This is a genomic window from Aeromonas sp. QDB17 (assembly GCF_027705305.1).
Taxonomy (GTDB): Bacteria; Pseudomonadota; Gammaproteobacteria; order Enterobacterales; family Aeromonadaceae; genus Aeromonas; species Aeromonas caviae.
In genome coordinates, this window is record NZ_JAPDBP010000006.1 from 109,955 (window position 1) to 129,001 (window position 19,047).

Below are 19,047 nucleotides of genomic sequence, written 5' to 3' on the forward strand. Positions count from 1 at the left end.
GGGGGTTGGGGATAAAATTTCGCCCTGATTGCAAACGCATCTATTTTTCATTACCTGGTTGTTGGGCATCGGCAGGATGCGCAATCAGGCCCCAAGAGAGATCCCATGTCCATTAAAATCAAGACACCGGAAGAGATTGAAAAAATGCGTGTCGCCGGCCAGCTGGCCGCCGACGTGCTGGTCATGATCGCCCCCCACGTCAAGGCGGGCGTCACCACAGACGAACTGAATACCCTCTGCCACGACTACATCGTCGACGTGCAGCAGGCCATCCCCGCGCCGCTCAATTACCACGGCTTCCCCAAGTCCATCTGTACTTCGGTGAACGATGTCATCTGCCATGGCATCCCGAACCACAAGAAACTGCGGGAAGGGGACATCATCAATCTGGATATCACCGTCATCAAGGATGGTTATCACGGCGATACCTCCGCCATGTTCATCGTGGGCCAGACCACCCCCCTGCGTCGCCAGCTCTGCAAGGTGGCCCAGGATAGCCTCTATGCCGCCATCAAGCGGGTGCGCCCGGGCATGTGCATCACCGAGATCGGCGCCGTCATCCAGCCCATCGTCGAGCAGGCAGGCTTCTCCGTGGTACGCGACTACTGCGGCCATGGCATCGGTGCCGAGTTCCACGAAGAGCCGCAGATCCTGCACTACCGCAACGGCGGCAAGCTGGAGCTGAAAGCGGGCATGTGCTTCACCATCGAGCCCATGGTCAACAGCAAGAAGTACCACTGCAAGGTCAATCCGAAGGATGGCTGGACCGTCACCACCAAGGACGGCGGCGACTCCGCCCAATGGGAGCACACCCTGCTGGTGACCGAGGATGGCTGCGAGGTCCTGACCCTGCGCCCCGACGACACTATCGAGCGTTTTATCCGCCACGTTTGACATTCAACCCCGGCCGCGCGCCGGGGTTGCTCTTTACCCGGCCCGACCGAGAGTGTGACATGCCATGGATGCCAGCCTGCTTTCTCCCCATCTGCTCCCAGACGATCAGCTCACCCGTGACAACTGCAAGGAGTACCTGAGCCGCTTTCTCGCCTGGCTGCACGAGCGCTTCGACGCCGGTGACAACATCATCGAACTGGTCGCCACCCGCTCCGAATACATGGACGCGCTGCTGACCAGGCTCTGGCACAAGTTCGGCTTCGACAGGACCGAGCTCACCCTGATCGCGGTAGGCGGCTATGGCCGCGGCGAACTCCATCCCCACTCCGATATCGACCTGCTGATCCTCTATGAAGGAGATGAACTGGACGAGGTGCTGGGGCTTCGCATCGGCGAGTTCATCACCCTCTTGTGGGATCTCAAGCTGGAAGTGGGGCAGTCGGTGCGCAACGTGGCCGAGTGCATCGAGCAGGGCCGCAACGACATCACGGTTGCCACCAACCTCATCGAGGCCCGTTACATCACGGGTCGCCTGGCGGGATTCGAGCAGTTGCAGGCGGCCACCCAGCCCCAGCACTTCTGGCCGAGCGAAGCCTTCTTTCGTGCCAAACGCGAAGAGCAGGCCCTGCGCCACCAGCAGTTTCTCGGCACCGCCTACAAGCTGGAGCCGGATCTCAAGAACAATCCCGGGGGGCTTCGCGACATCCAGACCCTGGCCTGGGTCGCCCGCCGCCACTTCGGCGCCACCACCCTGTTCGAGATGACCAGCCACGGTTTTCTCAACCGGGCCGAGTACCGGGAGCTGCTCGACTGTCAGAACTTCCTGTGGAAGGTGCGCTTCGCCCTGCACATGGCCATCAACAAGGGGGATAACCGTCTCTTGTTCGACCGCCAGCGCACCGTGGCCCAGATGCTGGGGTTCGAGGGGGAAGGCAACGGCCCGGTTGAGCAGATGATGAAGCGCTTCTACCAGACGGTTCGGCGGGTGGCCGAGCTCAACGAGATGCTGCTGCAACTCTTTGACGAGGCCATTCTCGGCAACACCGCCATGGACGTGCGCCGCATCAGCGACGAATTCCAGCTGCGCGGCCGCCTCATCGATGCGGTGGACTCCGAGCTGTTCGGCCGGGATCCTGCCGCCATCCTGCGACTCTTCTACCAGATAGCCCAGCACCCGGAGATTGCCGGCATCCACTCCGCCACCTTGCGCCAGTTGCGCGAGGCCAGACGCACCCTCAACTGCTGGCTGCAAGATCTACCCGAGTGTCGCCGTCTCTTCATGGCGCTCCTGCGCCACCCCAACGGCATCGGCCAGCCGCTCACCCTGATGCACAAGTACGGGATCCTCGCGGCCTACCTGCCCCAGTGGAACCTCATCGTCGGCCAGATGCAGTTCGACATGTTCCACGCCTACACGGTGGACGAACATACCCACAGGCTGCTGCAGAACATCCATCGCTTCCCGAATCCGGCCAGCCGCCAGACTCACCCGCTCTGCCACGAGGTGTTCACCCAGTTGCGCAAGCCCGAGCTGCTCAGCATCGCCGCCCTCTTCCACGACATCGCCAAGGGCAGGCGCGGCGATCATTCCGAACTCGGGGCCGTGGATGCGCTGGAGTTCTGCCAGTTGCACGGGCTGGATCGCTACGAGAGCCGACTGGTCGCCTGGCTGGTGCGCCACCATCTGCTGATGTCGGTCACCGCCCAGCGCCGCGACATCTACGACCCGGATGTGGTCACTGACTTCGCCCAGAAGGTGCGGGATGAATTGCACCTCGACCTGCTCTATTGCCTGACCGTAGCCGACATCTGTGCCACCAACGACAGTCTGTGGAACGACTGGAAGGGCACCCTGCTGCGCGAACTCTACTTCGCCACCCAGAAGGCCCTGCGCCAGGGGTTGGAAAACCCGCCGGACATGCGCCTCAAGATCCGTGAAAACCAGCGCCAGGCCAGGCAGATCCTGATCCAGCGCGAGGTGCCACAGGAGGCGGTCACAGCCCTCTGGAACGACTTCAAGGCCGATTACTTCCTGCGCCACAGCCCGGAGCAGATCGCCTGGCACTGCCGCAAGATCATCGCCCACGGTGACAACCCGGCCCCCCTGGTGCTCATCGGCAAGCATCCCATACGGGGCGGTAGCGAGGTGTTCATCTATTGTCGCGATACCCCCAACCTCTTTGCCACCGTGGCCTCGGCGCTGGATCAGAAGAACCTCAGCATCCACGACGCCCAGATCATGAATTCGCGCAACGACTACGTGCTCGATACCTTCATCGTGCTGGAGCCAAACGGCGAGCCCATCAGCCCCAACCGTACCGCCACCATCAAGAAGGCGCTGGAGAAAGCCCTTCAGGAGCCGGGCAAGCTGGTGCTGCGCAGCAAGCCCCTGTCCAGACGCCACCGCCAGTTCAGCGTGCCGACCAGGGTGGTCTTCCTGCCCCACAAGGGGGAAAACCGCCACACCCTGCTGGAGCTGACGGCCCTGGACACTCCGGGCCTATTGGCCCGTATCGGTGCCGTGTTCCAGCAGTGCGGCCTCTCCCTCCATGCCGCCAAGATCACCACCATCGGTGAGCGGGTGGAGGACTTCTTCAGCCTCACCACCCTGGCCGGAGAGCCGCTGAACCCGGAGGAGCAGCAAGCCCTCGAGGAGAGGCTGGTCAATCAGCTCAACCCCCAGGAACCGCTTGGCGAGAGCGCCTGACACGCTCGGATGAAGCCTCGAAAGAGGCTTTTTGACGTATTGATTCCTCAATCAGAACAAATGGTTGGACCACTCAAGTACAATAAATCGCCCTGATTCTGAAGAAATCGGCGAGAGCCCTTAAAAACGATTGGAAAAGTGTGATACAACAAACAGAATTTTATAAAGGAAACCTGTCATGACCCAGTTGCAACAGACCATCGAAGCGGCCTTCGAGCGCCGTGACTCCATCACCCCCGGCTCCGTCGATGCCGCCACCAAGGCCGCCATTCTGGAAGCCATCGACCTGCTGGACTCCGGCAAAGCCCGGGTTGCCGAGAAGATTGCCGGCGAGTGGGTCGTCCACCAGTGGCTGAAGAAGGCCGTGCTGCTCTCCTTCCGCATCAACGACAACGGCATCATCAAGGGCGACGATGCCCAGTACTACGACAAGGTTCCCCTGAAGTTCTCCAACTACACCGAAGAGCAGTTCAAGGCTGCCGGTGTACGCGTCGTGCCGCCCGCGACCGCGCGCAAAGGCTCCTTCATCGCCCCGAACACCGTGCTGATGCCCTCCTACGTCAACATCGGCGCCTTCGTCGATGAAGGCACCATGGTCGACACCTGGGCCACCGTGGGCTCCTGCGCCCAGATCGGCAAGAATGTGCACCTCTCCGGCGGCGTCGGCATCGGCGGCGTACTGGAGCCACTGCAGGCCAACCCGACCATCATCGAAGACAACTGCTTCATCGGTGCCCGTTCCGAGGTGGTTGAAGGGGTGATCGTCGAGGAGGGCTCCGTCATCTCCATGGGGGTCTTCATCGGCCAGTCCACCCGCATCTATGACCGCGAAACCGGTGAAATCCACTACGGCCGCGTCCCGGCCGGCTCCGTGGTCGTTTCCGGCTCCCTGCCCTCCAAGTGCGGCAAGTACAGCCTCTACGCCGCCGTCATCGTCAAGAAGGTGGATGCCAAGACCCGCGCCAAGGTCGGCATCAACGCCCTGCTGCGCTCCATCGACGAGTAATCCACGACGATGTCATCAAGGGCACCTCTGGTGCCCTTTTTCATGCCCGCTCTCATGGGTGGGCGCCAACTCCCCCCTGCCCCACCAGCACTGCACACCCCCATGAGACGATACCGCTTATGCCAGTGCTGGCAAGGCGTTCACCCCTCCCCCTTGGCTCGTTGATTAAAGAAGACCTTTTTGACACCAACTTGAATTTGGCGCGCCTGTCACAGGCAAGGCGTCCGGACTCGGGTAAGATAGAGGGGTCAGGATCGTTTCAAACCAAGGAAGCCCGATGTACGAGAATCTCAAGAGCCTGGGGATCCAGGAACCCACCTCGGTGGACAGCTACACCCTGCGCCAGGAAGCCAACCACGACATCCTCAAGATCTATTTCAAGAAGCAGAAGGGTGAATTCTTCGCCAAGAGCGTCAAATTCAAATACCCTCGCCAGCGCAAGACCATGCTGGTCGACTCGGGGACCCATGAGTACAAGGATGTCACCGAGATCAACGCCAACCTCAAATACGTGGTGGATGAGCTGGACAATCTGACCCAGGGCGGCCAGCCTTCCGCCGATCCGGACATCAAGCAGAAGATACTGCGCGACTTGCGTCATCTGGAAAAGGTGGTGCAGAACAAGATCAGCGAGATAGAACGGGATCTCGAAAAGCTTTAAGCCGGTCTGATGCAGCAAAGGCGCCCAGGGGCGCCTTTTTCATTGGGTCACACCATGCTGGCACCGCCAGGAAAGCCCCCGCACATGTCCCGCCACCAAACGCAACCCAGCAAAAAGGGAGGCTTGCGCCTCCCTTTTCGGAACTCGGATATCGGAGCGACAATCAGTTGCTCTTCATCCAGATGTCCATTTCAGTTTTCAGGTTGTCGGACTTGGTGCCGAAGATGGCTTGTACACCGGAACCAGCCACCACCACACCGGCGGCACCCAGCTTCTTCAGACCAGCCTGGTCAACCTTGGCCACATCCTTCACACCGACACGCAGACGGGTGATGCAGGCGTCCAGAGAGGCGATGTTCTCTTTGCCACCGAAGGCGGAGACCAGTGCAGCAGACATCTCGTCCTTGCTTTGACCGGCAGAGGACTCTTGGGCAGCTTCGTCTTCACGACCCGGGGTTTTCAGGTTCATGGCACGGATGACCACGGTGAAGACCACGTAGTAGATGACTGCGTAGACCAGGCCCAGACCCACCAGCAGCAGCATGTTGTCGGCACGCGGAGATTGCACCACGAAGTCGATGAAGCCGTTGGAGAAGGTGTGACCGTGAACGACACCCAGCATGTTGGTCAGGACATAGGCCAGACCTGCCAGCAGGGCGTGGATGGCGTACAGTACCGGGGCCACGAACAGGAAGGAGAATTCGATAGGCTCGGTGATACCGGTCAGGAAGGAGGTCAGGGCAGCAGAAGCCATGATACCTACGATCTTGGCGCGGTTTTCCGGCTTGGCGGAGTGCGCAATGGCAAACGCGGCAGCAGGCAGACCGAACATCTTGAACAGGTAGCCACCCGCCAGTTGACCGAAGCCGTTGCCGGCAGCACGGGAAGCGTCATCAGCAGTCAGGAAGCAGGTCATGATGCCGTGTACGGTTTCACCGGCGGCGTTGACGCAGGTACCAGCCTGATAGAAGAACGGCACGTTCCAGATGTGGTGCAGACCGAACGGGATCAGGGAGCGCTCAACCACGCCGTAGATACCGAAGGCCAGGACCGGGTTCTGGTTGGCAGCCCAGTCGGAGAAGGCACCGATGGCACCACCAATCGGCGGCCAGATGAAGGAGAGCACGACACCCAGACCGATGGAAACAAAACCGGTGATGATGGGCACGGCGCGCTTGCCAGCGAAGAAGCCGAGGTACTCTGGCAGCTGGATCTTGTAGAAGCGGTTGAACGCCCAAGCAGCCACGCCACCCGCGAGGATACCACCCAGCACACCGGTATCGATCTTCTCGACACCCATCACAGGCGCCATCACAGTCAGGGTGGCGGTCATGATGCCGTAGCCGACGATGGCGGACAGGCCGGAAACACCGTCGTTATTGGTGAAGCCAAGGGCGACGCCCACGGCGAACAGCAGAGCCATCTGGCCGAATACGGAACCACCGGCCTGCTCCATCAGTTGGGAGACGATTTCCGGCAACCAGCTGAAGTGGGCAGCACCCACTCCCAGCAGAATACCTGCAACGGGCAAGACCGATACGGGCAGCATCAGCGCCTTACCGACCTTTTGCAGATTAGAGAAAGCATTTTTTAACATGTGTGCGCTCCTGAATGGATTTTTTTCCGACAACGACTCAGGGCAGTTTATTGATGACGATATGCTTCATCCGTCACTGCGCCAAGTGCGTTTTCCGGGTTGCTTATTTTGACCAGCAGAATATAACCCAGCGGGGGTGGAAATGCCTCTGTCGGAAACAAGGGAATAATAAATTTGGAGGAGAGATCACAAGATAATAAATAAGCAGAGAGGGGACTATCTTGAATATTATTTCGTATTGTTATAGCTTCACCGCAAAAAGAAATAAATCACTTCAAAATAAATCACAAAGAAACCAAATAATACCCAACGATACTCACTGTAACTGAATGTAACTTATTGCGGATTTATATTATCCAGTCTACCGATTAAAAAGGCCTCCAACAAGGGAGGCCTCCAATAAATATCGATTTTAATAAACCGAGATATTTAGTTCTTCTGTGAACGTTTCACTGCATCAATAAAGACCGATTTCGCCTTGGTTGAACCGGCACGCTCGGCTTCATTCACGAGTTGCATCGCCTTGTCGATGTCACCGGCCTTCACCGCTTTCTCGATCTGGGCGTTGTAGAAGCTCTCGGTCTCGCTCAGCATGGCGGGAGCCGGTGTGCTGGGGGTCTCTGCCACCGCAGCCGTGGTCGCAGCCGTCGCAGCCACGGCCGCCGTGGCGGGCTTGGCCTGACTCATCGCTACCTTGTCCGAATATTCCGGCTTGAACACGGCTTCCAGGCCTTGTCCCTTGGCCATGTCCGTGACCTTGATCTGTATCAGACCCCAGGGGGAATGGGGGATCACAGGGTCCTTGATATCCGGCTCGACCGTGCCGTTGGCACGAGCAAAGGCCTTGGCAGGGTGCAGTATGGTGGTGCTGCCGGACAGCTCGTCGGCCGGCGCATAGACCACCATATAGGTTTCAGTGGCGGGATTGCCCGGCATGCTGCGATCCACAAACACACTCCCCTCAATCCTGTCATTATCGAGCAGGTGGGCGGGTTGATACGTGAAGACCGACTCACCCAGCACACGGGTCACCTTGAACTGGGCATCCAGCATGATCACCTTGGGAACCAGGACCGTCTTGCTGACCTGGGAGGCCAGGGTGATGGCCAGATTGCCGGTATTGGCCGGCAGACGATAGGCGGCAAAATAGCTCATTCCCTCGTCAAACTGATAACTGGGCTGCTTGCCGTCGATGGCCAGCAGCGTCTCGCCTTCCGGCAGGGAGACATAATTGAATTCGTTGAACCCTGTGCAACAACTGGTTGCCTGGGAGAGCGCCTGCTTGGCCTGATCGGCATTACTCAGAATGGAGGCGTGCTCCTGCACGGGCACCACCATGCTACCGGAACAACCGGCCAGCAGCGCGGTAACCATGGCCGCGATAGACATCTTTACCAGTTTCATTCTTCTTATCTCCATAACCCAGTTGCCACATCATGCGAAACAAAACTGCCCCCATAAGGGGGCAGTGACTAACTTAACTTAAACAGCCGCTTACCACCAGGCTTCCGCTTGAACACCAACTTGGTAGGTGTCTTTGGAGGTACCACTTTCGAAGCTGTTCTTGCTGCCATTCTTGTCAGCTTCGGTATCAGCCAGATAGGAGGCGAATACACGGATTTCCGGACGCGCCCAGAAGCTGGAGCCGGCAGACCAGGCCTGCGCCAGGGTCAGCTTGTAACCGCCATCTTTCTCAGATGCTGCGCCATTGGTGTAGCTGGTCTTGTCCTTGAACACACCACCTTCGAAGATGGTCTTGTTGAAGTCATCCCACTTGTACATCGGACGGATAACGGCAGACATGGTTTCGGTCTTGTCGTGGCCATCCCACATCTCGTTGCCTACACCGTAGACCAGCTGGTGGCCCATCTCCCAGGAGTTACCCAACGGGATGACGCCGTGGTTGATGAAGCGGTAACCATCGGCACCGTCTTTGGCCTCGGCACCGTACCAGGAACCGTCACCGTAGAAGGCCATGGTCTTGGAGTAACCTTCGGTACCGTACTGCAGCACGGTCTTGTTGAAGCCACCCATTGCATCCTGAGTCAGCTCGGTAGTTAGCATCAGACCATCTTGGGCATTTTTGTAGTTAAGCCCGTCATTCTTTTGCTCCTCTGTCGGGTTGGCAATCGCATAGTCGGCACCAACCTCCAAAGAACCACCTTGCCACAACGGGATGCCAGCATAACGAACATCCAGCGTATTGACATTCAAATCGCGTACTTCACCAAAGTCGGATGTTCTATCGTTGCGAACCCAAGCCAAGGAAAGCTTACCTGGACCGGCCTGGATGCCTTCGATACCGGCGCCGGCACCGGAGATGTTCCAGTAGTAGAAGTCAGAGATGTGGATGTCGTGACGTTGGTAGAAACGCTTACCGGCCCACAGGGTGGCCTCCGGCGCGAAGCCCAACACGCCTTTGGCTTGCACGTTGAACTGACGCAAAGCAAATTTGGCGTCTGAGCCCTGCTCACCATCGTGACACAGGCCATCATTACCATAACCTGCGTCGTTACAGGTGCCTTCCCAGTCGTTGGAGCCGTTGGAGGTCATGGCAAACATGGAGTCTACGTAGAAAGTCTTGCCATCTTTGTTGAAGACTTCCTGACCCAGCTGGACTTCGCCGTAGGTATCATTTTCGTTACCCAGACGACCAACCTTGTTGACGTTGTATTTGACCATGTCCCCGTCACCGGAAACACCGACACCTGAACGGAAGTAGCCGTGGAAATCAACGGCGAAGGCGGCTTGGGAAGCCAGGGCTGCGGTTACTGCTGCAGCGATCGGGAGCCACTTTGCTTTCATTTTCATTTTCCTTATTCCCGCTGAGAGGAGTGTGATCCTGATATTCAAGTTCTTATCACCGGAAAAACGTTTTGGTGATAACCGAGGTCGATTATATGTACCCAAATTCCCTGCAAACATGAGCTGATTCACAAAACGATGACAAATCGCACGCCGCCAACAACCACAGCAACAACAGCTCATTAAACTTAAATTTGTTGGCCAAAGTCTCCAGTAGCGAGCAAAAATAAGAAAATAAACACCAAAGAAAGCGCTTTCAAATATTAATTCGCGACGAGATTTAAGTTATAAATCCGTGTCGCAGTAGCAAAAACATGACTGAAATCGCTTTCAATGCGGAACTTTTAATTTTTCAATTTGTCGTGGGTGATGATGAATATGGCCAACCGGTTATCATCATTGGCGAGAAAAATAACCGGACGAAAGAGAGGATATATTTGGGGGCTGAGGCGTGACGCCCCAAAAACAAAACACCCCCGTCAGCACACTCACGGAGGTGAATTTATTCTCGGGTAGAAGGGGCTGGCTACAGTCTATTTTCCCAGGTTTTCAACCAGGCCAGCGCTGCCACTTCAGGCTCATCTTCTACCGTCGCATCGATTTCCAGGTGCACAACCAGTGGCTCGGCAGCCAGCTCCTGCAACAGGGCATCCAGCGTTCGCCCCGCTCCGCAGAAGTGTTCATAGCTGCTGTCTCCCATGGCGATGAGGGCATAGCGCCATCCCTTCATATAAGGAGCACGATCGGCCAGGGCACTGGCAAAGGGCTGCAAATTGGGCGGTATATCCCCCTGCCCCGTGGTGGCGGTCACGATGAGCAGAAAGCGTGAGGCATCGATGTCGGTCAGCGCCGCGTCATCGAAGATCTGGCAGACATGGCCATTGGCTTGCAGGTGATCAGAGAGGGTCTCGGCCACCAGCATGGCAGAGCCGTAGACGGTGCCGACCAGGATGTCGATCTCGGCCATCAGCGACTCCTCAGGGACAGACATTGGGCCCGGCAAGACCGGGATGGGTAGGAAGAGCCCCCCTGAACGGGCGGGGGCACGCGATTGCGCAGGCGATATCTCGTTGAGCCATAAGTCATTCCTCTGACGTACCTGGGCTACAGCATGCCACAGCCCTGTCAGAGGCAACAGATGGAAAGAGGCTCAGGCGCCGTAGTCTTGCTCGCTGGCAGGCCAGCCCAGACGGGCGAACAGACCCAGCACCTCGGGGCCCAGGGGCGCCTGGATCCGCATCGGCACCTTGAGCACCGGATGCTCGAAGCTCAGACGGTGCGCGATCAACAGCAGGCGGTCGCACCCGTAGTGCTCGCGAAAGAAGCGGTTGTGCCGGCCATCCCCGTGGGTGGTATCACCAACGATGGGGTGAAACAGGTGATCCAGATGGCGGCGCAGCTGGTGCTTGCGCCCCGTCTTGGGAAAGAGGCGGACCAGGCTGTAGCGACTGGTGGGATGCTTCTTGGAGACGGCGAAGGGCAACTCGACCTGATGCAGACGACGAAACGCGGTCACCGCCTCCTGGGCGGGGCGATCCGGGTCGCTGAAGGCATCGGCAATCTTGTCCAGCTGCTCCTTGAGCGGATAGTCGATGAGCCCCTCTTCGGGGGCCCATCCCCGCACCAGTGCCAGGTACTCCTTGTGGACCTGACGGGCAGCAAAGGCCTCGGTCAGGGTGCGGGCCACGGCAGGATCGAGAGCAAACAGCAGCACACCCGAAGTGGGCCTGTCCAGTCGGTGCACGGGGTAGACATGACGACCCCCGATCAGATCCCGGGTCATCTGCATGGCGAAACGGGTCTCGGCCTTGTCGAGCCAACTGCGGTGCACCAGGAGACCGGACGGTTTGTTCACCGCCACCAGCCAGTCATCCTGATAAAGCAGTGTCGGCTGCAAGGCATCCGCTGTCCGGGTCTGCTCGTCCATCATTGTTCGACCACTTTGCCGGAGAGCAGCAGATCGAAACGGGCGATCAGACGAAGCAGGGCCTCGACCTCCGCCAGCTCCTCTTTATAGACCTCACTCGCCATGGGATAGAGGGAGACGCTGGTCGGCAGCGGTGCCTGCAGCAGCACCAGCTGCTCCATGCGCGGGATCAGCACGAACTGCAGCCACTGATCGAAACTCAGGGTATCGACACAGAACGGCAGCTCGCTTGCCAGCGCCTCGCTCCCCGGATGGTCGGCTTGCCAGCGTTCCAGACGTTGCAACTCGGCAGTCAGCTCTCCCAGCAGACCGGCAACCAGCAGATATTGATTCATCTCGCTCACTTCCTCATCGCGGGCCCGGTCTGCGACGGGGCCCCACTCAATACGGCCATCAAAAAGGGGCGCTACTATACACCGACCCCGCAATGGCTGCCATGTTGCCGTCACCTTCATACCCTGCATCACCGCCTCTGGCTATCTGGTGCAGCCCCCTTATAATCGCCCCCATTATCTTCAAGCGGGATCTCTTCATGTCTTCCATCAACACCCTGACCGAGTTTCTGACCCAGGCCGATACCCAGTTCCAGCTGTTCGATCTGGGCCGCCAGGTGCGCCCGCTCCCCAGCGACCTCTTCGTGCGCATCGAGCAGCAGCAGGAGCCCTACCCCTGGCCGTTGCAGCAGCACGCCTGGCTCGGCGTGCACTTCTTCCAGCCAACCGAATCCAGGCACTACCTCTGGTTCCTCAAGTTCGCCCTCGATGAACGCGGCCTGCTCATCTCCAGCGGCCCCAAGCATTTCATGGATCAGGTGGTAGAGACTCTGGGCTACAAGCTCACCGGTGAACTGGACGAAGAGAAGGCCCAGCGTCTGGCGGACAACCCTTACACCTTCCGCCCGGCCGAGGCCAAGATGGCCAGTGTGCACGCCAAGCTGGCCCGCCAGCTGGAACAAGCCCCTTCCGCTTACTACGAGGCCCTCTGCCACTATCTGGCGGCGCCGGGGGAAGAGGGGTGGCAGACCCTGGGACTGCAAGGGTTTGCAGATCTCGCGGAGCGGCTGCAGGTTGAACGCAACCTGGCACTGGTCTGCAAGGCCTTGCCCGTACTGCCGCAGGCCCCCCTCTACGCCCTGTGCCAGAGCCTGGAGAACGCCCCCCTGCCTCCTGCCCTGCAAGGCGCATTGCTGGAGCGCATCGGCAAGGAGCAGGAGTGCGCCGAGCCTGACCCCGAAACCCTGGCCTATCTGTGCCGGGCACTGGCCTCCTGCCCGGGCAACGGACTGCGCACCAACAAGCTGCTGACCCTGCTGCAAACCCGGCCAAGCCCGGCCCTGCTCCTCGCCATCGCTGGCCGCCTCTGGCCCGATCTGAAACACCCCGAACTGCTCGGCCTGTTTCTGGAGCAGCTCGCCCTGCAACCCACCCAGTTCTTCAACCAGGTATTTGCCGAGCTCGTCACGCTACCGACCCAGCGCAATGATATGCTGGCAAAACTGCGTGACCCCGAACGCAGCGAGGCCCTGGGTCTGGCCATCGGTCGCCTGTTCGCTTCCACCTAGGCCCGACACAACGGCCCTGTTGCCTGAGGTGAACAGGGCCCCACACACATCACAGAAGGAACCCGCTGATGGGAGAAATGCTTGGGATCTTGCTGCTCGGCCTCGTTGGCTGGGCCTTCTGGCAACAGCGCCGCCAGGCGGAGCTGGCCTGGCAATACATGCGCCGCTACTGCCAGCACCACGACCTGCAACTGCTGTCGCTGGCGCGGACACACCGTGCCCTGGGGCACAAGCCCCTGCGCCTGCTCACCTACTACCAGTTCGAGTTCTCCAGCGACGGAGAGAGCCATTATCAGGGGCAGCTCTGCATGCAGGGGCTGCATGTCGCCGGTGTCGAGCTGCCACCCCATCGTCTCCCCTCCTAGATTTGAGAGCACGGGGGCTGGCTATACTCTTCCACAGCCCCCTTCCAAGGAGTACCGACATGGAATTGCTCACCCATGACATGGCCGCCCTGTTTGCCCAGCTGGGGCTGGCCAGTGACGACATCAGCCAGCAGCGTTTTATCCGCGACCATCCCATCAATCGCCATACCCAGTTGCCCGACGCGCCGTTCTGGACGCCTTCCCAGGCAGACTTTCTGCGCGATGCCCTCAGCCACGACGCCGACTGGGCGGAAGCCATCGACCAGCTGGATGTGATGCTGCGCCAGGGGACCTGATCCCCCCACTCCCGGCGGCCAGCGTTGGGTCGACGCGGAGCCGCCAATCCCCTCCCTCTCGCCACCCACGCCCTTCGCTCCGCTTTCCTGATGGACAGGCTTTGATTAAGCTCTGTGCCACTATTCACCCGCAGCAAGACGGCCGTGCAGGAGCCAAGATGTCAGCCCAAGAGATCATCCAGATAGCCAACGAACTCAGTGCCAGGGGAATCACCCCCTCTACCGCCATGGTCAAGGCCCGCCTCAGCCATCCCGTGCCCATGGCCGAGCTGCTCAAGGTGTTGAGCCAGTGGAAACAACAACCCCAGCCCGCGTCGACAGCGCCCGCCCCCGCCAGTGCCCCCGAGGCATCCCCCTTGGCCACGGAACGCGTCACTCTTCAGCAACTGAGCGAACAGCTCGCCCGGCTGGAGCAGAAGGTCGATCGCCTCACCGACCTGCTGCTCAACCAGAAGCCGGATTGACCCATCGCCATGTATATCCTCGAACTCACCTTTGAGTGCTACCGCGATACCTCCCTCGGGGAGGCAGAGCGGGCCATCGTCCACTACCTCGACATGTTGCGCTATCAGGGGCAGATCCTGGGGCGGGAGTTTCCCACCAGCATGCACGAAGGCTATTTCGTCAGTCGGGTGGTCTGCCCGGAGCAGGACAGCCTGCACCCTGACAACCAGAGCGAGCTGGTCGCCCTTGCCGAGCAAGGTCTGCACCAGGCGGGCCTGCTCGCCCCCAAACTCCACCTGCAAGGGGCGGATCTGCTCTCGGACAGCACGGACCCGTGCGCAGAGCAGGGGGAGCGTCCCAGCTGGATGCTGCTCTACACCAGCTTCCTGCACAGTTGCTCTCCCCTGCGCTGTGGCGATCACTTCGCCCCCATCCCGCTCTATCGGCTGCCCGCCGTCGCCAACGGTGACCACAAGCAGATCATCAAGTGGCAGGAAGATTGGGAGGCCTGCGATCAGTTGCAGATGAACGGCTCCATCGCCGAGCACGCCGCCCTGCACGAAATCGGCGAGGTGGGCAGCCGCCTTCATCGCCGGGGCAGCGATCTCGCCAGACGGCTGGAGCTCCTGAGCGGCATTCCCACCTATTACTATCTCTACCGGGTAGGCGGCCTGAGCGCCGCCGAAGAGCGGGCTCGCCCCTGCCCTGGCTGTGGTGGCCCATGGGCGCTGGCCGCCCCCCTGCACGAGATCTTCGACTTCAGGTGCGAGCCTTGCAGGCTGGTGTCCAACCTCTCCTGGGACTTCAAGGAGTAGGTGCCCACCGCGCACAATGGCGCATTAAAAAGAGAGGGCCTTGCCAGGTGGCAAGGCCCTCTCTTTTGGGGCATCACTGGGGCAAGGTTTCCAGTCGCGCCAGAAAGGCCGGCAACGAGGGGGCCAGCGTCAGGCGCCGCCCGGAGTCCAGCCACTCCAGCCACACCTGGCCGCTCTCGTTATCGAGGGACACCAGCGTCATCTCGTTGCGGGTCGTGGCAATGAAGAGTGAAGGGGATCGCTTCAACTTGCGCAGCATCAGCAGGTGGCCGATGAGGTTCTCCTTGAGCAGATCCAGATCGGCGTCGTTCCACGGCAGGATGAGTTCGATGCGCAGCCCCTTGAAAGAGCAGGGCAGAGGGCGGCTGAACCAGTGGCCAAACAGGGCGATGGCGCTGGGATGCAGGGTCAGTTCCAGGGCGTTCGCCATGGCCGTGAAGTCGGCTGCCAGCTCCCGCTGGAACGGACGCCAGGCGACTCGCCCCTCCCTGGGTTCATCCAGCTCGCAAGGAGAGCGCCAATCGGCCTCCCAGTCACACAGGGGCAGCCCCCGCCTTCCTTCGCCATCGCGCTGCCAGCGTAAAAAGAACTGCTCCAGAGCAGACAGGACTTGATCCGACATCGATATTCCCCACAATAGCGGCCTCTGATGGCCGCAAGTACCTGATCGAAAAATCGGGCCATTGCACCATCAAACCCCTTATCAGACAAGCGTGAGCAAACCAGCATGAGCAAACAAGAGAGATACGCCGGCGCCAGTGCGCTGCAAGGCCTGAGCCTGGGGCAGCAGTCCGCCTACATCAGCCAGTACACCCCGAGTCTGCTGCAGCCCGTGCCACGCAGCCTGAACCGCGACGATCTTGGCCTGAGAGGTGAACTGCCCTTCCAGGGGTGCGACGTCTGGACCCTGTATGAACTCTCCTGGCTCAATGCCAAAGGCAAGCCCGTGGTTGCCATCGGGGAGGTCTTTGTGCCGGCCACCAGCCCGAATCTCATCGAGTCCAAGTCGTTCAAGCTTTACCTGAACTCCTTCAACCAGACCCGCTGCGACTCCCTGGAGGCAGTGCAAGCGCTGCTGGTTCAGGATCTGAGTGGCTGCGCTGGTGCCCCGGTGAGCGTCACCCTCTTCACCCTCGACCAGGCCCCCCACCAGATAGCCCAGCTGCCCGGTGAGTGCATCGACAACCTGGATATCGAGGTGGATGGCTACGAGTTTGACGAGACCCTGCTGCAAGGGGCCGCCGGTCGCGAGATCGTGGAGGAGACCCTGCACAGCCACCTGCTCAAGTCCAACTGCCTTGTGACCAGCCAGCCGGACTGGGGATCCGTGGTGATCCACTATCGCGGCCCGCGCCTCGACCGGGAGAAGCTGTTGCGCTACCTCATCTCGTTCCGCCAGCACAACGAGTTCCACGAGCAGTGCATCGAGCGCATCTTTACCGATCTCAAACACTTCTGCGCCCCGGAACAACTGACCGTCCATGCCCGTTACACCCGCCGCGGCGGCCTGGACATCAACCCTTTCCGCAGCGACTGGGAGCCGGTTCCGGCGAACCTGCGCCTCATTCGCCAGTAATCACCGGCGCCGCCATCCTGCGGGCTGCGGCCCGCTGCGCATCACCTCAGTAAACTCTGGACGGGCGGGGGTGGGCTTGGATAACATGCCTGCACCTCCGTGCCGTTCTTAATCCAATGAATCAACTGTTTTTTCTGGCAATGATGATGTCCTCCCTGTCGGCTCCTGATCTGGATCTGGCCAAGGAGCAGTTGTCCATCGACCTGCAGCAGGCCCAGACCCTGGTGCTGACCGATCCCGCCAGATGTGCCCAGATTGCCACCTCCTTCCTCGAACGCACGGCCAACAATCCCAAGCAGATCATCAGCAACCGTCAGGAGTACGGCTATCGCGAGCCGATGCTGAACTACGGTACCGCCACCCAGACCACGGGCGCCTATCTGCTCAAGGGGGAGTGTCTGCAGCAGCTAGGGCAGTTCGCCCAGGCACAGGAGTCCTTCGAGCAGGGCATCGCCATGGCCGAGAAAGAGCAGCAGTTCGAGCTGCAGGCCCATGGGCTCTATCTGCTGGTTCGAAGCCGCAACCTGCAACAGCATACCCATGGCGCCGCGTCCCCCCTGCTCGACAAACTCGACAAACTGCTGGCCAATCCCGACCTCAAGGAGAGCCAGTTGCAGGTCTACAGCCGTCTGCTACGCGTCAACGCCAGCGTAGAGGAGCGGCAATTCGATCTCGCCAAACAGCAGCTGGCCGAGACCCGCAAATGGGCGGATCACGCCAAACACCCTCTGGCCAGGGCCTGGACCAGCGCCGTGGGCGGGGATCTCTATCAGGCGCTGGGTCAGCCCCAGCTTGCACTGGGGGAGTACATCGAAGCACAACAGCAAGCCAAGCCCCTGCAGGATCCCCTCTTCCTCGGCCTGCTCTCGAACCAGATGGTCAGCCTCTATCAGGAAGAGCAGGAGCCACAAAAAGCGCTGCAATACGCCAGCGAGGCGGCCAACTATTTTCATGCCCTCGGCAATTCCTCCATGCTGAGCGACGCCCTGATCGTGCTCGCCCGTCTCAACCGGGATCAGGGCGAGATGAACATGGCGCTGGTCTATTTCTTCAATGCCCTCGACCTGCTGGACGAGAGCAGCAACCGTACCCGCATCGCCCATCTCAAGTTCGAGATAGGCAAGACCTACCTGCAGACCGGCAACCTCAACCTGGCGCGAAACTACCTGAACGCCGCACGCCAGTCCCATGAGCTGGGGGATGACAAGGAGTCGCTCATCGACACCCTGCTGTTGCTGGGAGAGTTGCACCTCAAGCAGCAGGAGGCGGGCATCGCCATCCTGCAGTTGGAGAACGCTCTCACCCTGGCCAACCGGATTGGGGACATCCGGCGCCAGTTCGAGATCTTCCGCCTGCTCTCCGTCGCTTATGAGCAGAAGGGTTACCTCCAGCAGGCCCTGGAGAGCTACAAGAATTACCACCAGCGCAGCGAACTGGTTCGCCAGCAACAGCTAGCGCTGGAGCAGGAGGCTGTGCGCGACAACTACGCCCAGGTGGAGCGGGTGCAACAGGTCAAGGAGCTGGAGCAGCAACTCGACGCCAGCCAGCACCAGCAGGAGCGATACCTCTGGACCAGCGTCAGCACCGGGCTGCTGCTGGCACTCTTCATCTATCTGTTCTTCACCCTCTGGCTGAAACTGCGGGTCGCACGCCTTCATGCCAAACAGCTGGGAGAAGCCCTGCTGGTAGAGCCGCGCAGCGGCCTGGCCAACTGGCAGCGACTGATGAGCCGCTGGCCGCGGGAGATGGCCAAGCGCCAGCAGAAATCCGAGCGCTGGTACCTGAGCGAACGCCCCACCAGCGAATTTGACGACAAGCTGCACTACCTGCTGTTCCGGGTTCCCTTCCTGATCAACAGCCTGGAGCAGCACGGCTATCAGGTCAGCCGCGAGATAGAGCAGGCCTTCGGCCGTTACGTCAACGAACTGACCCCGCAGGATGGCCGCATCTACGACCTGCGCGAAGGCCACCTGCTCTATGTGGTGCCCCAGCGCCACGTGGCCCAGTTGCATCAGCTGGCCCAGACCCTGCTCGACACCCTGGCAGCCTTCCCCTGCGAGCACCCGCTGGACAGGCGCATCAGCCTCGGCATCGTCAGCCATCCCTTCCTGCCCAAGGCAGCCATGGCCCTCGATCACCACGGCCTGTTCGATCTCTGCTACCTGGCCCTCTCGGGTGCCATTCAGCTCAGCGAAAAATGCCAGCAGAGCGTCTGGCTTGAGCTGGCCGCCATCGATTGCCAGCAGGCCGCATTTTTTAACGGAGATGTGTGGCAATGCTGCTTGATGGCAATTGACAAGGGACTGGTAAAAGTAAATTCTTCTCATGAAAAGCAATGGGTTAACTGGCTTGCGCTTTCACGGATGAAGGTTGCGGACAATCCTTGACAAAAA

The 19,047-nt window shown here is 59.9% G+C and carries 19 protein-coding genes; 12 read left to right on the forward strand and 7 right to left on the reverse strand.

Annotated features, from left to right (window positions below; translation table 11 throughout):
- Positions 1-105: 105 nt before the first annotated feature.
- The 4 genes from map (at position 106) to OKC41_RS07330 (ending at position 5,268) form a co-directional block, all read left to right on the forward strand.
- Entirely contained in the window at positions 106-894 is a 789-nt protein-coding gene (map, locus tag OKC41_RS07315; protein WP_010673402.1) for a type I methionyl aminopeptidase, read from the forward strand.
- A gap of 64 nt (positions 895-958) precedes the next feature.
- Positions 959-3,601: a bifunctional uridylyltransferase/uridylyl-removing protein GlnD gene (glnD, locus tag OKC41_RS07320; protein WP_201894469.1), complete on the forward strand. Its 2,643-nt coding sequence runs from the start codon at positions 959-961 to the stop codon at positions 3,599-3,601.
- 178 nt (positions 3,602-3,779) lie between these two features.
- The gene (dapD, locus tag OKC41_RS07325) at positions 3,780-4,607 is read left to right on the forward strand and encodes a 2,3,4,5-tetrahydropyridine-2,6-dicarboxylate N-succinyltransferase (RefSeq protein ID WP_010673400.1); all 828 of its coding nucleotides are present in this window, start codon (positions 3,780-3,782) and stop codon (positions 4,605-4,607) included.
- Positions 4,608-4,884: 277 nt separating this feature from the next.
- Positions 4,885-5,268, forward strand: a complete 384-nt coding sequence (locus OKC41_RS07330; RefSeq protein ID WP_039039426.1) for a DUF3461 family protein — start codon at positions 4,885-4,887, stop codon at positions 5,266-5,268.
- Positions 5,269-5,431: 163 nt separating this feature from the next.
- Here the strand turns inward: OKC41_RS07330 and ptsG are convergent, their stop codons facing one another.
- The 3 genes from ptsG to OKC41_RS07345 all read right to left on the reverse strand — a co-directional run bounded on the left by ptsG (position 5,432) and on the right by OKC41_RS07345 (position 9,670).
- Complete coding sequence (gene ptsG / locus OKC41_RS07335) at positions 5,432-6,865, reverse strand: PTS glucose transporter subunit IIBC (RefSeq protein ID WP_010673398.1); 1,434 nt, start codon at positions 6,863-6,865, stop codon at positions 5,432-5,434.
- A gap of 429 nt (positions 6,866-7,294) precedes the next feature.
- Complete coding sequence (locus OKC41_RS07340; protein WP_264787481.1) at positions 7,295-8,269, reverse strand: MalM family protein; 975 nt, start codon at positions 8,267-8,269, stop codon at positions 7,295-7,297.
- 90 nt (positions 8,270-8,359) lie between these two features.
- Positions 8,360-9,670, reverse strand: a complete 1,311-nt coding sequence (locus tag OKC41_RS07345) for a maltoporin (RefSeq protein WP_317853257.1) — start codon at positions 9,668-9,670, stop codon at positions 8,360-8,362.
- A gap of 314 nt (positions 9,671-9,984) precedes the next feature.
- Here OKC41_RS07345 and OKC41_RS07350 point away from each other — a divergent pair, with 314 nt between their 5' ends.
- Positions 9,985-10,125: a hypothetical protein gene (locus OKC41_RS07350; RefSeq protein WP_010673395.1), complete on the forward strand. Its 141-nt coding sequence runs from the start codon at positions 9,985-9,987 to the stop codon at positions 10,123-10,125.
- A gap of 71 nt (positions 10,126-10,196) precedes the next feature.
- On the opposite strand, the gene OKC41_RS07355 is transcribed toward OKC41_RS07350, so the two are convergent.
- From OKC41_RS07355 to OKC41_RS07365, 3 genes are all read right to left on the reverse strand, one after another.
- Positions 10,197-10,637 (reverse strand): flavodoxin, encoded by a 441-nt coding sequence (locus OKC41_RS07355; RefSeq protein ID WP_041214685.1) that lies wholly within the window; start codon positions 10,635-10,637, stop codon positions 10,197-10,199.
- A 183-nt stretch (positions 10,638-10,820) separates the two neighbouring features.
- On the reverse strand, positions 10,821-11,600 hold the full coding sequence (gene truC, locus OKC41_RS07360) for a tRNA pseudouridine(65) synthase TruC (protein ID WP_010673393.1): 780 nt from the start codon (positions 11,598-11,600) through the stop codon (positions 10,821-10,823).
- On the reverse strand, positions 11,597-11,932 hold the full coding sequence (locus OKC41_RS07365) for a YqcC family protein (RefSeq protein WP_010673392.1): 336 nt from the start codon (positions 11,930-11,932) through the stop codon (positions 11,597-11,599). Before OKC41_RS07365 ends, truC begins: the two co-directional genes overlap by 4 nt.
- A 197-nt stretch (positions 11,933-12,129) precedes the next feature.
- On the opposite strand from OKC41_RS07365, the gene OKC41_RS07370 reads away from it, so the two are divergent.
- From OKC41_RS07370 to OKC41_RS07390, 5 genes are all read left to right on the forward strand, one after another.
- Entirely contained in the window at positions 12,130-13,158 is a 1,029-nt protein-coding gene (locus OKC41_RS07370) for a DUF3549 family protein (protein WP_270671823.1), read from the forward strand.
- Between the two features lie 68 nt (positions 13,159-13,226).
- Positions 13,227-13,523: a DUF3301 domain-containing protein gene (locus OKC41_RS07375; RefSeq protein WP_039039421.1), complete on the forward strand. Its 297-nt coding sequence runs from the start codon at positions 13,227-13,229 to the stop codon at positions 13,521-13,523.
- A gap of 59 nt (positions 13,524-13,582) precedes the next feature.
- Positions 13,583-13,819, forward strand: coding sequence for a DUF2789 domain-containing protein (locus tag OKC41_RS07380; RefSeq protein WP_270671824.1), 237 nt, complete (start codon positions 13,583-13,585; stop codon positions 13,817-13,819).
- A 158-nt stretch (positions 13,820-13,977) separates the two neighbouring features.
- Positions 13,978-14,283: a DNA-binding protein gene (locus OKC41_RS07385; RefSeq protein WP_048208177.1), complete on the forward strand. Its 306-nt coding sequence runs from the start codon at positions 13,978-13,980 to the stop codon at positions 14,281-14,283.
- 9 nt (positions 14,284-14,292) lie between these two features.
- Positions 14,293-15,078, forward strand: coding sequence for a Zn-ribbon-containing protein (locus OKC41_RS07390; RefSeq protein ID WP_045523591.1), 786 nt, complete (start codon positions 14,293-14,295; stop codon positions 15,076-15,078).
- A gap of 73 nt (positions 15,079-15,151) precedes the next feature.
- Here OKC41_RS07390 and syd read toward each other — a convergent pair whose 3' ends face one another.
- Positions 15,152-15,700: a SecY-interacting protein gene (syd, locus tag OKC41_RS07395; protein ID WP_042864267.1), complete on the reverse strand. Its 549-nt coding sequence runs from the start codon at positions 15,698-15,700 to the stop codon at positions 15,152-15,154.
- Between the two features lie 105 nt (positions 15,701-15,805).
- Here syd and queF point away from each other — a divergent pair, with 105 nt between their 5' ends.
- Positions 15,806-16,654 (forward strand): NADPH-dependent 7-cyano-7-deazaguanine reductase QueF, encoded by an 849-nt coding sequence (queF, locus tag OKC41_RS07400; RefSeq protein WP_048208179.1) that lies wholly within the window; start codon positions 15,806-15,808, stop codon positions 16,652-16,654.
- 116 nt (positions 16,655-16,770) lie between these two features.
- Positions 16,771-19,041, forward strand: coding sequence for a hypothetical protein (locus OKC41_RS07405; RefSeq protein WP_270671826.1), 2,271 nt, complete (start codon positions 16,771-16,773; stop codon positions 19,039-19,041).
- The last annotated feature ends 6 nt before the right edge of the window (positions 19,042-19,047 follow it).

Bases quoted from the DNA above. Each gene is read 5' to 3' on its own strand.
- OKC41_RS07380 (WP_270671824.1), top strand. From the start codon at position 13,583: ATGGAATTGCTCACCCATGACATGGCCGCCCTGTTTGCCCAGCTGGGG.
- OKC41_RS07350 (WP_010673395.1), top strand. From the start codon at position 9,985: ATGACTGAAATCGCTTTCAATGCGGAACTTTTAATTTTTCAATTTGTC.
- OKC41_RS07355 (WP_041214685.1), bottom strand. From the start codon at position 10,637: ATGGCCGAGATCGACATCCTGGTCGGCACCGTCTACGGCTCTGCCATG.
- OKC41_RS07375 (WP_039039421.1), top strand. From the start codon at position 13,227: ATGGGAGAAATGCTTGGGATCTTGCTGCTCGGCCTCGTTGGCTGGGCC.
- OKC41_RS07340 (WP_264787481.1), bottom strand. From the start codon at position 8,269: ATGAAACTGGTAAAGATGTCTATCGCGGCCATGGTTACCGCGCTGCTG.
- OKC41_RS07390 (WP_045523591.1), top strand. From the start codon at position 14,293: ATGTATATCCTCGAACTCACCTTTGAGTGCTACCGCGATACCTCCCTC.
- OKC41_RS07345 (WP_317853257.1), bottom strand. From the start codon at position 9,670: ATGAAAGCAAAGTGGCTCCCGATCGCTGCAGCAGTAACCGCAGCCCTG.
- OKC41_RS07405 (WP_270671826.1), top strand. From the start codon at position 16,771: ATGAATCAACTGTTTTTTCTGGCAATGATGATGTCCTCCCTGTCGGCT.
- OKC41_RS07365 (WP_010673392.1), bottom strand. From the start codon at position 11,932: ATGAATCAATATCTGCTGGTTGCCGGTCTGCTGGGAGAGCTGACTGCC.
- truC (WP_010673393.1), bottom strand. From the start codon at position 11,600: ATGATGGACGAGCAGACCCGGACAGCGGATGCCTTGCAGCCGACACTG.
- glnD (WP_201894469.1), top strand. From the start codon at position 959: ATGGATGCCAGCCTGCTTTCTCCCCATCTGCTCCCAGACGATCAGCTC.
- queF (WP_048208179.1), top strand. From the start codon at position 15,806: ATGAGCAAACAAGAGAGATACGCCGGCGCCAGTGCGCTGCAAGGCCTG.
- dapD (WP_010673400.1), top strand. From the start codon at position 3,780: ATGACCCAGTTGCAACAGACCATCGAAGCGGCCTTCGAGCGCCGTGAC.
- ptsG (WP_010673398.1), bottom strand. From the start codon at position 6,865: ATGTTAAAAAATGCTTTCTCTAATCTGCAAAAGGTCGGTAAGGCGCTG.
- OKC41_RS07370 (WP_270671823.1), top strand. From the start codon at position 12,130: ATGTCTTCCATCAACACCCTGACCGAGTTTCTGACCCAGGCCGATACC.
- syd (WP_042864267.1), bottom strand. From the start codon at position 15,700: ATGTCGGATCAAGTCCTGTCTGCTCTGGAGCAGTTCTTTTTACGCTGG.
- OKC41_RS07330 (WP_039039426.1), top strand. From the start codon at position 4,885: ATGTACGAGAATCTCAAGAGCCTGGGGATCCAGGAACCCACCTCGGTG.
- OKC41_RS07385 (WP_048208177.1), top strand. From the start codon at position 13,978: ATGTCAGCCCAAGAGATCATCCAGATAGCCAACGAACTCAGTGCCAGG.
- map (WP_010673402.1), top strand. From the start codon at position 106: ATGTCCATTAAAATCAAGACACCGGAAGAGATTGAAAAAATGCGTGTC.